At 67.8% G+C, this 14,724-nt stretch carries 14 protein-coding genes; 2 read left to right on the forward strand and 12 right to left on the reverse strand.

What is annotated here, in order from left to right:
* Positions 1–43: 43 nt before the first annotated feature.
* Complete coding sequence (locus JOF42_RS03585; protein ID WP_210096598.1) at positions 44–2,068, forward strand: WD40 repeat domain-containing protein; 2,025 nt, start codon at positions 44–46, stop codon at positions 2,066–2,068.
* A 216-nt stretch (positions 2,069–2,284) separates the two neighbouring features.
* Here JOF42_RS03585 and JOF42_RS03590 read toward each other — a convergent pair whose 3' ends face one another.
* From JOF42_RS03590 to JOF42_RS03620, 7 genes are all read right to left on the reverse strand, one after another.
* Positions 2,285–3,052, reverse strand: a complete 768-nt coding sequence (locus JOF42_RS03590) for an ABC transporter permease (protein ID WP_210096599.1) — start codon at positions 3,050–3,052, stop codon at positions 2,285–2,287.
* Positions 3,049–3,834: an ABC transporter ATP-binding protein gene (locus JOF42_RS03595; RefSeq protein WP_210096600.1), complete on the reverse strand. Its 786-nt coding sequence runs from the start codon at positions 3,832–3,834 to the stop codon at positions 3,049–3,051. The genes JOF42_RS03590 and JOF42_RS03595 overlap by 4 nt, the downstream gene beginning before the upstream one ends.
* Complete coding sequence (locus JOF42_RS03600) at positions 3,831–4,202, reverse strand: DUF1048 domain-containing protein (RefSeq protein WP_210096601.1); 372 nt, start codon at positions 4,200–4,202, stop codon at positions 3,831–3,833. Before JOF42_RS03600 ends, JOF42_RS03595 begins: the two co-directional genes overlap by 4 nt.
* A gap of 2 nt (positions 4,203–4,204) precedes the next feature.
* Positions 4,205–4,558 carry a PadR family transcriptional regulator gene (locus tag JOF42_RS03605; protein WP_210096602.1) on the reverse strand — a complete coding sequence of 118 codons (354 nt, stop codon included), beginning with the start codon at positions 4,556–4,558 and terminating at the stop codon, positions 4,205–4,207.
* Positions 4,559–5,061: 503 nt separating this feature from the next.
* Positions 5,062–6,417 (reverse strand): anaerobic C4-dicarboxylate transporter family protein, encoded by a 1,356-nt coding sequence (locus tag JOF42_RS03610; protein WP_210096603.1) that lies wholly within the window; start codon positions 6,415–6,417, stop codon positions 5,062–5,064.
* The gene (locus JOF42_RS03615; protein WP_210096604.1) at positions 6,414–7,154 is read right to left on the reverse strand and encodes a Type 1 glutamine amidotransferase-like domain-containing protein; all 741 of its coding nucleotides are present in this window, start codon (positions 7,152–7,154) and stop codon (positions 6,414–6,416) included. The genes JOF42_RS03610 and JOF42_RS03615 overlap by 4 nt, the downstream gene beginning before the upstream one ends.
* A gap of 121 nt (positions 7,155–7,275) precedes the next feature.
* On the reverse strand, positions 7,276–8,001 hold the full coding sequence (locus tag JOF42_RS03620; RefSeq protein WP_210096605.1) for an SGNH/GDSL hydrolase family protein: 726 nt from the start codon (positions 7,999–8,001) through the stop codon (positions 7,276–7,278).
* A gap of 41 nt (positions 8,002–8,042) precedes the next feature.
* Here JOF42_RS03620 and JOF42_RS03625 point away from each other — a divergent pair, with 41 nt between their 5' ends.
* Positions 8,043–8,501, forward strand: coding sequence for a cytochrome C5 (locus JOF42_RS03625; protein WP_245340712.1), 459 nt, complete (start codon positions 8,043–8,045; stop codon positions 8,499–8,501).
* 11 nt (positions 8,502–8,512) lie between these two features.
* Here the strand turns inward: JOF42_RS03625 and JOF42_RS03630 are convergent, their stop codons facing one another.
* From JOF42_RS03630 to JOF42_RS03650, 5 genes are all read right to left on the reverse strand, one after another.
* A complete protein-coding gene (locus tag JOF42_RS03630) occupies positions 8,513–9,514 on the reverse strand; it encodes a magnesium and cobalt transport protein CorA (RefSeq protein ID WP_210096606.1) in 1,002 nt (333 codons plus the stop codon).
* Positions 9,515–9,794: 280 nt separating this feature from the next.
* A complete protein-coding gene (locus JOF42_RS03635) occupies positions 9,795–10,634 on the reverse strand; it encodes an SDR family NAD(P)-dependent oxidoreductase (RefSeq protein WP_210096607.1) in 840 nt (279 codons plus the stop codon).
* Positions 10,631–11,380: a polyamine aminopropyltransferase gene (locus JOF42_RS03640; protein ID WP_210096608.1), complete on the reverse strand. Its 750-nt coding sequence runs from the start codon at positions 11,378–11,380 to the stop codon at positions 10,631–10,633. The genes JOF42_RS03635 and JOF42_RS03640 overlap by 4 nt, the downstream gene beginning before the upstream one ends.
* A complete protein-coding gene (locus JOF42_RS03645) occupies positions 11,377–12,270 on the reverse strand; it encodes a hypothetical protein (protein ID WP_245340713.1) in 894 nt (297 codons plus the stop codon). Before JOF42_RS03645 ends, JOF42_RS03640 begins: the two co-directional genes overlap by 4 nt.
* An 89-nt stretch (positions 12,271–12,359) precedes the next feature.
* The gene (locus JOF42_RS03650) at positions 12,360–14,582 is read right to left on the reverse strand and encodes a glycoside hydrolase family 3 C-terminal domain-containing protein (RefSeq protein WP_210096609.1); all 2,223 of its coding nucleotides are present in this window, start codon (positions 14,580–14,582) and stop codon (positions 12,360–12,362) included.
* Positions 14,583–14,724 lie beyond the last annotated feature (142 nt).

The raw sequence follows: 14,724 nt of genomic DNA on the forward strand, positions 1-14,724 counted from the left end.
CTGACGTTCTCCCCATCATTCGACGACGAAGCAAGGAGCCCTCATGTCCGAACCACTGAAGATGACCAGACGAACCGTCCTCCTTGCAGGGGCCGGTGGCCTGCTCGCGGCTGCGGCGGGAGTCGGATCCGGGCAGTCGGCGAGCGCCGCACCGTCACTCTTCCCGGCTGGTCGCACCGGCACCACGATCACCGAGATCGGGCCCGGCATCATGCAGTACTCGCTCATGAGCGGGGTGCTGCTCGACGGCATCTGCTACATCGGATCCCGCAACCTCGAGCCGACCGGCATCCTCGCCTTCGATGTCGCATCGGGCACTGTCACGCACTCGACCACGCTCGTGACCGGCCACAGTATCCAGGCGCTCGCGGTGGATCCCGTGCGCAAGGTGCTCTACGCCGGCATCCTGCAGAAGGCAGCGAGTGCCAACAACCTGTATCGCTGGGATCTGAGCGACCTCAGCTCACCCGCGGTGGCGATCGGACGCATCGGAGACCGCGACGTGCGCGACCTCGCCGTCTCGCCGGACGGCACCGTGTTCGCCGTCGGAGGTGGTGGCACGGGTGCCCCGGCGCTGTGGCAGTACGACCCTGCGTCCGGAGCGATCACGAGCCTCGGCGTGCCCGATGCGAAGGCGACGCTCGCCCGAGCCGTGGCCGCGACCGACCAGGCGGTGTTCTTCGGAGCCGGGAGCACGCTCGGCGGCGGAACAGGCACCAGCAGGGCGGCGCTCTATGCCTTCGATCGTGCGGCGGCGACCTTCTCCGACATCACTCCTGCCGAGATGGTGAACGACCCCAGCATCCGCGAGCTCACGGTCTCCGGCGACCGACTTCTCGTGTCGTCCGCGGGGTCGACCGAGCCGTCGAAGCTCGCAGCGATCTCGCTCGCCGATCACGCCTCGTACCGTGCAGTGACGTCGATCGGGACCACGGCCAAGAACTTCGCCGTCCTGGGTGATGACGTGTTCTGTGCGAATGATTCCGGCGTGCTGCGCTGGACGCCGGGTGAGGCTGCCGTGCAGCAACTCCCGCTGACGATCGACCTCGGAGAGGTCTGGGGGCTCGAGCCCCACGATGCCGGGTTGGTCGTGGTTTCGGGATACGGCTTTGTCGCAGCGCTCGACGCCGGGGGCGCGGTGCGCGGAGAATACGACCTCGGCAGGGCAGGTGCACCGGTGAGCGCGCAGACCTGCATGGGGATCGCGGTCGGAGCGGGCTTCGCCTATGTCGGCGGCAACGGGGGCATCGCGCGTCACGATCTACGGCGGGGCGGCGCGGTCAACCTCCGGGCGCCCGGCGAAGCGAAGGATGCCGAGGTGATCCGCGGTGTGCTCTATACCGGGCAGTACAACTCGCAGGGGATCTGGGCGTACGACCCGCGCTCCGGTGATCCGATCCGTCGCGTCGCGTCGTTCCCGTCGGCGCAGAATCGTCCGCTCGACACCCACTGGGACGACTGCCATCGCATGCTGCTCGTGGCCGCGCAGGCCGACACCGAGGGCGGTGGCTCACTGTGGACCTTCGATCCGCGCACCGGCGCAAGCACCCATGCGATCAATCCGATCGACGACGTGCAGCTGGTGCGCGCCGTGGTCGCGGTCGACGGCGTCGCGTATCTCGGCGGTGACAACGCGCAGAAGACCGGGCCTCGGGGAACGATCGTCGCGTGGGATCCGGTGGCGCATCGTGAGCTCTGGCGCGTCGAGACGGGCAAGCCCAACGGCATCGCTGCACTCGCCGCGCACGGACGATACCTGTTCGCGCTCACGATCAAGGGTGCGCTGGTCGTGATCGATCGCCCGCGCCGCGAGATCGTCCACACGGGCGACCTCACCGCCCTCGTTCCTGGTTTCGCCGCGATGAAGGCGGCCAGAGGTGCGATTTACGGGGTCTCCGACACGAACCTGTTCCGCATCCACCCCCGCACCTTCGAAGTGACGACGGTCGTGCCGGGCATCGACGGCGGCTGGTACAGCGGCCCGCACCTGAACGTCGACGAGGACGGTGCCGTGTTCACACTCCGCGGGCGCACTCTGGTCAAGGTCGACGATCACCCGCGACGCTGACGGCGCCGCATGTGCTCAGGGCGTTCGGGGCGTTCGGGAGGAGAACCGTCCTTCGGGAGGAGGCTCAGAGCAGGATCATCCTCCCGAGGCGCAGTTCTCCTCCCGAGGAGCAGTCACGAAGTCACGAGCCGTGCCGAAGGAGCCGACACCGAGCGCGGCGAAACGCCCCGGCCGGGCGCGGAGCCCGGACGGAGCGTTCCGTCTCACTGCAGACGTTCAACTGACCTTCTTGCGGTAGGCGATGATCGCGAAGACGTAGCCGACGATCAGGATGCCGACGCACCAGGCGAGAGCGACGCAGATGTCGGTGCCGACCGGCTTCTCGGCGAACAGCGCCTGGATGGTGTTCACGATCGACGTGACCGGCTGGTTCTCGGCGAACCACTGCACCGGACCCGGCATGGTGTCGGTCGGCACGAAGGCCGAGCTGATGAACGGCAGGAAGATCAGCGGATACGAGAACGCCGTCGCCCCGTCGATCGTCTTGGCGCTCAGGCCCGCGATGATCGCCAGCCAGGTGAGGGCCAGGGTGAACAGCAGCAGGATGCCGATGACGGCGAGCCAGGCGAGGGGGCCTGCTCCGGTGCGGAACCCCAACAGGAACCCGACGGCGAAGATGATCGCCAGCGTGATGCCGTTCGCGACGAGCGAGGTGAGCACGTGCGCCCACAGCACGCTCGATCGGGCGATCGGCATGGAGTGGAAGCGCTCGAAGATGCCGCTCTGCAGATCGTTGAACAGGCGGTACGCCGTGTAGGCGATGCCGGATGCGACTGCGATCAACAGGATGCCGGGGAGCAGGTAGTTGACGTAGTTCTCGGAGCCGATGCTCTGCTTGAGCGCCCCTCCGAAGACGAACACGAACAGCAGCATCAGCGCGATCGGGGTGACCGCCGTGGTGATGATGGTGTCGGTGCTGCGGAAGATGTGCCGCATCGAGCGGCCGGTGAGTGTCGCGGTGTCGGCGACGACGTGCGTGCTCATGCTGCGTTCTCCTTTCCGGATTCGGCGGTCGACGTGGTGCCGACGAGGGTGAGGAAGATCTCCTCGAGGGTGGGCTGCTTCTCGACGTACTCGACCTTCGCGGCCGGCAGCAGGCGCTTGAGCTCGGCGAGGGTGCCGTTGGCGATGATCCGGCCCTCGTGCAGGATCGCGATGCGGTCGGCGAGATGCTCGGCCTCATCGAGGTACTGGGTGGTGAGCAGCACGGTCGTGCCGGTGTTCGCGAGTTCCTTGACCACGGCCCACACCTCGATGCGGGCTTCGGGGTCGAGGCCGGTGGTCGGTTCGTCGAGGTAGATGACCTCGGGGTGTCCGACGAGGCTCATGGCGATGTCGAGACGACGGCGCATGCCTCCGGAGTAGGTGCCGACCTTGCGGCCGCCGGCATCCGTCAGTCGGAAGCGGGCGAGCAGGTCGTCGGCGATGATCCCCGGCTCCGGCAGATGCCGCAGCTTCGCGACCAGCACGAGGTTCTCACGACCGGTGAGGATCTCGTCGACCGCGGCGAACTGGCCGGTGAGACTGATCCGCTGGCGCACGGCGACCGGGTCGGCGGCGACATCGATTCCCTGCACGGTGGCGATGCCGGCATCCGAGGTCAGCAGCGTGGAGAGGATGCGGACGATCGTGGTCTTGCCGGCCCCGTTCGACCCGAGGAGGGCGAAGATCGATCCCTTCTCGACTTCGAAGTCGACGCCGCGCAGCACGTGGAGATCCTTGTAGGACTTCTCGATGCCGCGGACGGCGATGGCGGATGCGTTCATGATCGTGGACCCTTCTTCTTCGCGTCGGCGACCGCGCTGTTCAGGCGGGCGCGTTCCTTGTCGATCCAGTGGGTTCCGCCGTAGGCCTCGGCGTAGGTCTCGGCGAACGAGACGGCGTCGTCGCCCACGATGTCGTGGATCGGGGTGCCGTCGATGGCGGCGCGCTCCCACAGGTCGGCGAGGTCGAGGAAGATCTGCACGAGGATGTCGCCGTCGGTGATGCCCCCGTAGTACATCGTGTAGCGGTGCTGCGCGTTCGCGACCGTGCGGTACGGCTCGGGGAGGGCGTCGATGCGCTTCTTCGCATCGCGGTACTGCTTCTTCTGCTCGAGCGATCCGGTGAGCGCTTCGATCCACTTCGCGGCCATGGTCAGTTCTCCTTGTTCGTGCTGCTGTCGGTGTTGTTCGTGTTGAGGCGTTCGATGTGCTGCGCGAGGAAGCTCCAGGTCTTCCAGAACTCCTCGAGCTCCTGCGTGCCCGCCGCGTTCAGCGAGTACACCTTGCGGGGCGGTCCCTTCTCGCTCGGGACCTTCTCGACGTCGACGAGCTTCTTCTGCTCGATGCGCACGAGCAGGGCGTAGATCGTGCCCTCGGCGATCTCGGTGAATCCGTGATCGCGGATGCGGGTGGTGATCTCATACCCGTATGCCGGCTGCTCAGCGAGGAGGGTCAAGACGATGCCCTCCAGGGTGCCCTTGAGCATCTCGGTCATCTGCTTGCCCATGAGGACCTCCTTCCGTTGTGTTCGGTACTCAGTGTTGCTGGGTACCGGTACAAAGTAACACCGAGTACCGGTACTTAGCAACACCGAATACTGAACTCTCTCGGTGGGTGTCTGGGGTGGCGGGGTCTCCGGTCGCACTCTGTGCCGCGTGGACGCTGCGGCATCCGCGCCGGTCGCACTTTGTGCCGCGTGGGCGCTCCGGCATCCGTTCCGGTCGCACTTTACTTTGTGCCGGGTGGGCGCTGCGGCATCCGCTCCGGTCGCACTATGCGCCGCGCGGACGCGCATCGGACGGCACGAAGTGCGACCGGAGCGGGCCGGAGAACGACGAGCGAACCGCAGGCGGGCTCAGTCTCGCGGCCGACCGCCGCGCCGCCAGGGCAGCAGCCGGCCGAAGACTCGGCGCGGCTCGGCCTAGGGGTTCATGCCCTGCGCGAGTCCCAGGAGGAACTGGCGCAGGGCCGTACGGTCGAGGGCATCCGACATGTCAGCGGACGCTCACGTCACGAGAACAGGAAGGAGAGCACCACGCCCACGACGATCGCGACGCCGACGTAGACGAGGTTCGGCAGCTGGAACGAGTGGTCGAAGACGAACTTGCCCATCTTCGTCGTGCCGGTCTGGTCGAACGCCACGGTCGCGACCTGGCTGCCGTTGGCCGGCAGCGTGTAGATGCCCATCGTCGACGGCCAGAGCCCCACCAGCAGCGGCGCCGGCAGCCCGATCGTGATGCCGATCGGGACGATCGCGTTGGTCGCGCTGGACTGACTCGTCGTCAGCATCGCGACCGCGAACAGTGCCAGCGCGAACAGCAGCGCCCCGAGGAACGCCGACGATCCGGAGACCACCGAGCCCAGCCCGTCGACGATGAGCGTCTGGTTGGCCGCGACGAACGTGTTGGCGAGCCACGCGATTCCGAACAGGGCGATCGCCCCGACGATACCGGCGGGGAACGTCGGCTGCTTCGGCACATCTGCGGCCTTGACCTTGCAGAACACGAAGATGAGAGCGGCGATGATGCCCATCACGACCTCGATGATGACGGTCACGCTCAGACGAACGGGGTCGCCGGCGTCATCCGTTCCTATCACCGGGCGCAGCCCCTCGAAGAGCCCGAAGAACACGATGACGCCGACGCCGATCAGGAACAGCGTGGCCGACAGCACCGCGGTGCGCGGCAGCTTGGTGTCGTGCGCGTCGACGACGGGTGGCTGGATCTGGTGGCTCTCGAGGCGGCGCTGGAACTCCGGGTCGTCTTCGAGATCCTTGCCGTGCCGCATCATCACGAGCGCGGCGACGAAGAGTCCGGCGATCGACGCCGGCCACATGATCAGCAGCAGTCCGCCGAGGTCGACGCCCTGGGGCGCCAGCAGTACCACCATCGACGCGGTCGCGGCCGAGACGGGGGAGCAGAGGATGCCGACCTGCGAGGCCACGGCCGAGACCGACAGCGCCCGTTCGGGGCGGATCTTCTGCTGGTACGACACGTCGTAGATCACGGGCAGCAGCGGGTAGAAGATGTTTCCCGTGCCAGCGCCCACCGTGAAGAGGAACGACATCGCGGGCGCGAGGAACACCACAGACCTCGGTCGGCGCCTGATCACCTTGGCGGCGACCGAGACCATCCAGTCGATGCCTCCGGCGGCCTGCATGGTGGATGCGGCGGTGATCACCGTGATGACGATGAAGACCGCATCCACCGGGGCGTTGCCCGGGGCCTCTCCGAAGACGAAGATGAGCACGGCCACACCGACGAGACCCCACACTCCCAGACCGATCCCGCTGGTGCGGGTGCCCATGTAGATCGCGAGGATGACGACGATCAGCTGGGCGATGAGGATCCAGACGTTGTCGTTCACGTCGACGGCCCCTTCGTGATGGGGTCCGAGCCGGCGAGGATCTCGGTCGGGAGCTCGGTCTCGACGATCTTGCCGTCGATGGCTTCGACGCGCAGGGCCAGTGCGTTCTCGACCGGACTGATGGCGGTCACGAACTCCGAGTTCTCGAAGTGCAGCGACTGCAGGTTGCCGACCGCATACCCGGTGGCGAGCTCGCCGCTGAGCAGTGAGGCGTGGAACAGCGGCCGCCGCTGATCCTCGGCGTCGTAGTGCGGGCAGAAGCTGCCGTGCAGGAATCCGAGTCCTTCGGGGAGCACCTGCAGCGTGGGTCCGTAGCTGTCGGTCGTGCCGCCCTCGAACCAGCAGATGCCGCCGGCGCTGCCTCCGGTGAACACGACGTTCGAGTCGGGGTCCTCCCACATCTCGCGCATGATCTCATCGAGACCCTGTCGCTTCCAGACGTCGAGCATGTTCGCGGTGTTGCCGCCGCCGACATGGATGACGTCGAACCCCTTCACGAACCCCGAGAGGTCGTCGACCGACCGGTGGAAGAGGGGGAGGTGATGCGGCGCGCACCGGTCGGAGTCGTAGGTCGAGTAGAAGCTCACGATGTACGCCGCGTCGTCACCCGTCGCGGTACCGACGAACAGCACTCGCGGTCTCTTCTTTCGAGTGAGTCCGAGGATGTAGTCGTGCGTCGGGTCGTTCCGGCGCTCCATCATCGCTTTGCCTGCACCTGTTGCCACCACATGAGACATGGCGTCCCCCCTTCATCGCTCCCCCGCGGTACGACTTCGGATGCGGCTCAAGCTACTGGTATACGAACCGATGCGCCAGTGTGACTTGCGGAGGGGTGCGACGCGCGTGGTGCCGGGCGGCTCAGAGGCGAGCGGCCGCGACCCGCGCCTCGAGCAGCGGCAGCACACGGTCGTTGCCGGGCTGCGGGCAGATGTCGAGGGCGTTCGCGAGCTCGAGCGCGAGGGCTGCGTGACCGGCCGCGTTGGGGTGGAACGGATCGTTCATCATCCCCCACGGCACGCCGCCGTTGCCCAGCTCGGTGAAGCGCGCGTGCTGGTCGACGAGGATCACGTCCTCTGAGGCGGCGACCTCGCGGACGGCATCCGCGAAGGCGATGATCCGCTCGCGCCCCGGTGCGTTGGGGATGTCGATCGACGGGGGAGTCTGCAGCACGACGATCGTGCCCGCCGAGCGTGCACGGGTGACGAACTCCCGCAGCGAGGCGGCGAACTCGGCCGGCTCGGCCGTGACCTGCCCGGGCCCGGTCGCCATGTCGTTCGTGCCGATCATCAGCGTGACCACATCGGGGGTCCACGATGCGACGCGGCGATCCCAGTCGCCCAGGATGTCGGTGATGCGGTGCCCGCTGATCGCCGTGTTGATGACCGCGTCACGCGTGCGTCCCAGTTCGCCGCGGATCAGCTCGTGCAGGTGCTCGGCATAGCTGCGACCGCCCTGCGTGTGCACGAGTCCGTGCGTGATCGAGTCGCCGGTGATGACCCAGTTCAGCGGATCGGGGCCTGCGAGCGCGTCGTGGAGGCGGCGAAGATCGGATGCGGCGGATGCGGGGGACTCGGCGTTCGGCACGCCCTAAAGACTAGCGGCGGCGTCAGTGGAAGACTGGTCTCATGGCTTCTCCGCTGCTCGACGACTTCCTCGCCCGCATCATCGACAGTGGTCTGCTCGATGATCCGGTCGCCGAGAACGGTCTCGTCTATGGCCGCGCGACCATCGATGCCGCCGGCGCGGTGGTGACGGTGAACGTCGATCCCGAGCTCGAGGACGACGAGGAGACACTCGACGTCGACGCCCTGCTCGCGGCGATCACCCGCATCCTGTCGGTGTCGGAGACGCGGTGGCGTGCGGTGATCGACGAGGTCGCCGACGACATCGACGAGGCGGTCGACGACGAGCCGGTGATCGAGCAGACCGACCTGCGCGACGACCTCGAAGCCACCTCCGTCGTCGTGTTCGCCGACGCGGTGCTGATCGCCTTCGACGCGCCGAAGCAGTTCCCTGACTCGCGGATCCTCGTGCAGCTCGACGACGACCTCGAGGTCGCGAGCATCGAAGTGCGCGATCGTTGAGCCCGCCGGGCCTACAGCCACTTCTTGTACTTGAACACTCCGTAGAGGGCGACCGCGAAGGCGGCCATCGCGCCGATCGCCATCGGGTAGCCGTGCACCCAGTGCAGCTCGGGCATGACGTCGAAGTTCATGCCGTAGACGGTGCCGACGAGCGTCGGGGCGAAGATGATCGCCGCCCACGACGAGATCCGCTTGATCTCGTCGTTCTGCGCCAGCCCCGCCTCGGTCTGCCGACGTGCGACCAGGGCGGAATGCACGGTGAGGGCGTTCTCGAGGATCGCGCGGAAAGAGTCGACCCGCTCGTTGACGCGGATGACGTGGTCGAGCACGTCGCGCAGCGAGCGCTGCAGCTCCTCGTCGATGCGGTACTTCTCCGAGCCCCGGCGCAGCCATTCCAGCATCCCGGCGAGCGGGTGCACCGCCCGCTGGAAGTTGATGACCTCGCGAGAGAGCTCGTAGATGCGCCGCGAGAGGGCGTCGTCGTCGCTGTCGCCGAAGAGCTGGTCCTCGATCTCGTCGATGTCGTTGAGCAGACCGGTGACGATCGGCTCGTACCCGTCGACGACCTCGTCGAGGATCGCGTAGAAGACCGCCTCCGGTCCCATCGCGAGCAGTTCGGGGTGCGCTTCCATGCGGCGGCGGACACCGGCGAGGTCGGGCGACTCCGCGTGCCGGATCGTCACCACGAAGTCAGGACCGACGAACAGGTGCAGCTCGCCGAACTCGATCGACTCCTGCTCGTCGCGGTAACGCGCGGGGCGCAGCACGGCGAAGAGCGTGTCACCGTAGCGCTCGACCTTCGACCGCTGGTGTCCTGAGAGCGCGTCTTCGACGGCGAGCGGATGCAGGTCGAACTCGCGCGCGACCGAGGTGACCTCCTGGGGGCTCGGCCGGTAGAGGCCGATCCAGGCGATGCCGCCGTGCGCGTCGAGCGACCGGTAGGTCTCGTCGAGGTTCTTCGGGGTCTCCACGCGACGTCCGTGGACGTACACGCCGTTGTCGATGAGGGCCATGGCTGGCTCCGTTCTCGCAGGCGCACGCCGAGTCAGAGAGGGCGTGCGCAGAATTCGTCAGGGGGCGGAAGACGCCGCCGACGGCTGCGGAGCAGGACGTGCAGGTACGGAGCCGAAGCTCAACGCACGGATGCAGTCAGACGCGACGCAACGAAGGCGGCGTCGCAACTATCACCGGACATCGCCATCACCGCCTCTCGCGCTCTGAAAGGGTCACATGACCCGGTGTGCCAGCATACCTCTGCATGCTGGACGCAAGATCCATGCGGTTCGGATGCGGTCAGGCGTCGATTCCGACGAGCTCGGCGCTCTTGCGCCACAGGGCCTCGGCCAGCGCGGCATCCTCGATCCGGGGGTTGACCCGTCGGGTCAGCACCCGCTCGTCGTAGTACTCGCCCGAGATCCAGGTCTCGTCCGGCGTGCCCTCGACGAACCAGCTCAGCGTGCTGCCGCCCTTCTCGCTGCTGATCAGCAGCAGGCGCTTGAGCGGAGTGCGGTAGACGAAGCGCATGAGCGTGTTCGAGTCCGAGGCGAAGTTGGTCTGCACCGTGCCCGGGTGGAAGGCGACCGAGGTCAGCCCCTCGCCGTGGAACTTCGTGTGCAGGCTCTTCGTGAACAGCACGTTCGCGAGCTTCGCATCGCCGTAGGCCCTGTTCGCGCTGAAGTTCTTGCGATTGTCGAGGTCGTCGATGTCGATGCGCCCGAACAGGCGGTGGGCCACGCTCGAGGTGTTGATGATCGCCGCGCGGCCGGCGCGCAGCGGAGGGAGCAGCAGATTCGTCAGCAGGAACGGCGCGAGGTGGTTCACCTGCAGCGTCTTCTCGAAGCCGTCGACCGTCGGAGTCTGGTCGCCGAAGATCCCGCCCGCGTTGTTCGCGAGCACGTCGATGCCGCCGTCGCCCACGGCATCCGCGATCTTCGTCGCCAGCTCGCGCACGTCATCGAGGCGGGAGAAGTCGGCGGTGAACCATTCGGCTCCGGTGTCTGCGGCGACGGCGCGGGTCTTCTCGGGCGAGCGTCCGACCAGGATCAGCCGGTGACCGGATGCCGCGAGCTGGCGTGCGGATGCCGCGCCGATGCCGTCGGATGCACCGGTGAGCACGATCGTCTTCGGGGTCACGAGGTCGACCTCGGTGCGGCCCCGGTCGTCGCCTCGAGCCCACCGCGACTGCGCGCGACGTAGACGGTGTTCGATGACGTGCCGCCGGTGACGGCGTTCGAGAAGTCGACCACGTGGGCGGCGGCGCCATCGAACACGGCGTGCATCTCGACCATGAACTCGTCATCCGGCGGGTCGTCCGACCACAGTGCGAAGACCCCGCCGGCAGCGAGGTGCCGGTCGAGTGCGCGCAGGCCGGCCGCGGTGTAGAGGTCCGCGTGAGTCGGATCGAGCTGGTGACGCGGCGAGTGGTCGACGTCCAGCAGGATCGCGGAGTATCCGCGGTGGTCTTCCGAGGGTGCTGTCCGAACCAGGGCGAAGAAGTCGTCTTCGACCAGGCTCGTGCGCGGATCCTCGACGAGTTCCGCCGACACGGGCAGCAGCAGCCTCTGGTGCCAGCCGATCACCGCACCGAGCCGATCGACCACGGTGAGTGACGAGACACGTTCGTCGCGCAGCGCCGCGACCGCGGTGTATCCGAGTCCGAGACCACCGACCAGGACCGAGAGATCATCGCCGTCGACAGCGGCCAGGCCCAGGTTCGAGAGCTCCTCCTCCGCCACCGTGAACAGGCTCGACATGAGGTACTCGTCGCCGAGCTTGACCTCGTAGATCTCCTGGCCGACCGCAGGCTCGGTGCGCCGGCGCAACGTCAGCTCGCCGATCGGCGTCTCCTGCCAGTCGAGCTCCTCGAATCTCGTGATCACTGCCGGTCCTCCCGGTCGTCCGTCGTGTTCGCAGGCCCAGGCGCGGGCGCTGCTGTTGCGGTCGGCGGCGCGGGAGAACTCGTCGAAGAGGGCAGGAAGATCCGTTCGGGTTCCGGTTCGGGTGCGGCCGCAGGGGCTGCGGAAGGTGCGGCCTGCGTGGCCGCCGGGTGCGCGGGGAGCTCGCGGGCGACCTGCTTCTCGAGCACCTGCACGGCCTCGTCGCTGAGCAGGATCAGCCCTTCGAGCTCGTCGCGCACACGGCGGTAGGCGACGTTGCGCTCGGCCTGCGTGGCCGATTCGTCGACGGCGACCTTGAGCAGCTGCTGCGCCCGGTCGAGGCGCTTGCGCTCGGGTTCGGTGAAGGTCGAGTCGCGCAGGCGCCGGGCATCCTTTTCGGCGATCTCGAACGCGACGGCGTAGGCGCCCACCGCGTCGAGGTACTCCGACACCTGCTGCTCGGTCACGGTCGCCTCGGCCGATATCGGCCGCAGAGCATCCGCCGTCTTCTTCGCCCGCAGGAACGCGGCGACCAGAGGCTGGCGCCCGTCGCTCATCGCGGGGAAGGCGATCAGCTTCGCGACGTCGAGCTCGTAGTCGAGCCACCGCGCCGTGATCTCGTCGTGCTCGGCGAACAGGCGCTCGAGCAGGGCGTTCGGGGCGACGGATGCTCGGGTGTCGACGACGGCCGGGCCGATCCGCCGCGCGTGGCCTCCGCGGGCCTCGAGCTGGGCGGTCTTGATCTCGGCCTTGAGTCGCAGCGTCTCGAGGCGCCGTTCATGGCGGCGCTTCGCATTGCGCTCCCACGCCTTCGCCGCGCCGCCGGCGACACCCATGATGGGGAAGATGATCCACCAGGGCACAGTGCCGAGCCACGCGAAGAAGGGTTCCATGATGGACTCAGCCTACTTCTCGGGCTCGACGGCGTCGCGGCTTCCCGGCCGGGGCACAGCTTCGATGCCGGGGCTGCGCCCGATTCACCTCAGCCGCGCTGGGCACGCTCCACGAGTGCGACGAGTTCGGCCCGAGGCAGCGGGAATCCGTCGAGGCGGCCGACCGGGAAGTTGCCGAGCATCTTGAGCATCTCGTCGCCCTCCGATCCGAACTTCTCGGCGATGACCGCCGTGAACTCCGCACCCACGACGGGGTCGCCCAGCAGCTCGTCGAAGGATGATCCGAGGCTCACGGGCAGCACGACCTCGTCACCCGTGACAGAGACGGTCGTGCGCGCGTGCAGATCGCGGCTCGACGACCCGAGGTCGATGACGTAGTCGCCGCTCTCGACGATCCAGCGGTCGACGCGGGTGTCCCAGTACGCCAGTTCCGAGCGGCGAAGACGCAGCTCGACCTGGACGGTCTCTCCCGGCTCGATCAGCACCGACGCGAAGGCCTTGAGCTCGCGCGGTGCGCGCTGCACCGACGATCCGGAAAGGCTCGTGTACGCCTGCACGACCTCTCGGCCCGCGACCGCCCCGGTGTTCGTGACCGGCACCGTGACGACGACGTCGCCCGAGTCGATGACGGATGCCGTCGCCTCGCCGTACGAGAAGGTCGTGTACGACAGGCCGTGTCCGAACGGGAAGGCGACGGGCAGGTGCCGCGCGTCGTACCAGCGGTATCCGACCAGCAGGCCCTCGCCGTAGAGCGAGTGGCCGTGCTCGCCGGGGAAGGTCCCGAAGGCGGGGGTGTCCTCGATGCGCAGCGGGATGGTCTCGGCGAGCCGGCCCGAGGGGTTCACGACACCGAACAGCACGTCGGCGGTGCCGCCGCCGCCCGCCTGGCCGAGCAGCCAGGCCTCGACGATCGCGGGCACCCGGTCGGCGAACGGCAGAGCAACGACCCCGCCGTTCGAGAGCACGACGACGACGTTCGGGTTCGCGGCGAGCACCGCGTCGAGCAGCTCCAGCTGCGCGGCAGGCAGGTCGATGTGCTCGCGGTCGAAGCCCTCGGACTCCTCGTGGGCGGGAACGCCCAGGAACACGACGGCCACATCGGCGGCGGATGCGGCAGCGACGGCCTCATCGCGGAGCGCCGCAGCGTCGGCATCCGCATCCGAGGCGATCGTGTACCCGGCGGCGAACGAGACGTCGGCGCCGTTGAGCGCGCGGATCTCATCGAGAGCCGTATCGACGCGGGTCGGGTTGATCTGCGACGACCCCGCGCCCTGGAATCGTGGCGTGCGCGCGAACTCGCCGATCACGGCGAGGTTCGTCGACGGCTGCAGAGGCAGGATGCCGCCTTCGTTGCGCAGGAGCACGATCGAGCGTCCGGCGACCTCGCGGGCCAGAGCGTGATGGGCATCGACGTCGAGCGGACCGGATGCCGCCGGCCGTGACTGCGCCTTGCGCGCCAGGTCGACGAGGCGGTCGACGACGGTGTCGAGAGCGGCCTCGTCGAGGCTGCCGTCCTGCACGGCGGCGACGATCTCGGCATCCGTCCGTCCGCTGCTGCCCGGCATCTCAAGGTCCATGCCCGCGATCACGCCGGCGACGCGGCTGTTGACCGCGCCCCAGTCCGAGACGACGATGCCCTCGAAACCCCACTCGTCACGGAGGACGGTCGTGAGCAGCCACGGGTCTTCGGACGCGTAGACGCCGTTGATCCGGTTGTACGAGCACATGATCGTCCACGGCTGGGCGTCTTCGACGACCCGCTGGAATCCGCGCAGGTAGATCTCGCGCAGCGTGCGCGGGTCGACGTCGCTCGAGACCCGCAGGCGGTCGGTCTCCTGGTTGTTGGCCGCGAAGTGCTTGAGCGACGAGCCGACGCCCTGCGACTGGATGCCGCGCACGAGCCCGGCTCCCATCGCACCCGAGACGATCGGGTCTTCCGACATGTACTCGAAGTTGCGTCCGCACAGGGGCGAGCGCTTGATGTTGATGCCCGGGCCGAGGATCACCGCGACGTCTTCGATCGCCGACTCGACGCCGAGCGCGACTCCGACGCGCTCGGCGAGCTCGGGGTCGAAGCTCGCCGAGAGTCCGACGGCGGGCGGGAAGCAGGTCGCGGGGATGCTGCCGGCGAGGCCCAGGTGATCGGTGTCGCCTCCCTGCTTGCGCAGGCCATGGGGTCCGTCGGTCAGCATGAGCGAGGGGATGCCGACGCGATCGATGCTCTTGGTCGTCCAGAAGTCCGCGCCGCTGGTGAGCGCCGCCTTCTCTTCGAGGCTGAGGTCGTGGGCGCGTGCGCCGGTGGGCTCGGACATGTGATTCCCTCTCGCCGTTGAGTCGGATCGGGCCGCGTCGGGTGCGCGGCGTCCGCTCGATGTGAAAACTTTAGCTGTGAAGGTTTTGTTCCACAAGGCACGTTCGACATCTGCGAAAGAACCTCTTGCGCTGAAAACCTGA

The organism is Microbacterium phyllosphaerae, assembly GCF_017876435.1.
Taxonomy (GTDB): Bacteria; Actinomycetota; Actinomycetes; order Actinomycetales; family Microbacteriaceae; genus Microbacterium; species Microbacterium phyllosphaerae.

Coding starts and splice junctions, on each gene's coding strand:
- JOF42_RS03585 (WP_210096598.1), top strand. CDS start 44: ATGTCCGAACCACTGAAGATGACCAGACGAACCGTCCTCCTTGCAGGG.
- JOF42_RS03590 (WP_210096599.1), bottom strand. CDS start 3,052: ATGAGCACGCACGTCGTCGCCGACACCGCGACACTCACCGGCCGCTCG.
- JOF42_RS03595 (WP_210096600.1), bottom strand. CDS start 3,834: ATGAACGCATCCGCCATCGCCGTCCGCGGCATCGAGAAGTCCTACAAG.
- JOF42_RS03600 (WP_210096601.1), bottom strand. CDS start 4,202: ATGGCCGCGAAGTGGATCGAAGCGCTCACCGGATCGCTCGAGCAGAAG.
- JOF42_RS03605 (WP_210096602.1), bottom strand. CDS start 4,558: ATGGGCAAGCAGATGACCGAGATGCTCAAGGGCACCCTGGAGGGCATC.
- JOF42_RS03615 (WP_210096604.1), bottom strand. CDS start 7,154: ATGTCTCATGTGGTGGCAACAGGTGCAGGCAAAGCGATGATGGAGCGC.
- JOF42_RS03625 (WP_245340712.1), top strand. CDS start 8,043: ATGGCTTCTCCGCTGCTCGACGACTTCCTCGCCCGCATCATCGACAGT.
- JOF42_RS03630 (WP_210096606.1), bottom strand. CDS start 9,514: ATGGCCCTCATCGACAACGGCGTGTACGTCCACGGACGTCGCGTGGAG.
- JOF42_RS03645 (WP_245340713.1), bottom strand. CDS start 12,270: ATGGAACCCTTCTTCGCGTGGCTCGGCACTGTGCCCTGGTGGATCATC.
- JOF42_RS03650 (WP_210096609.1), bottom strand. CDS start 14,582: ATGTCCGAGCCCACCGGCGCACGCGCCCACGACCTCAGCCTCGAAGAG.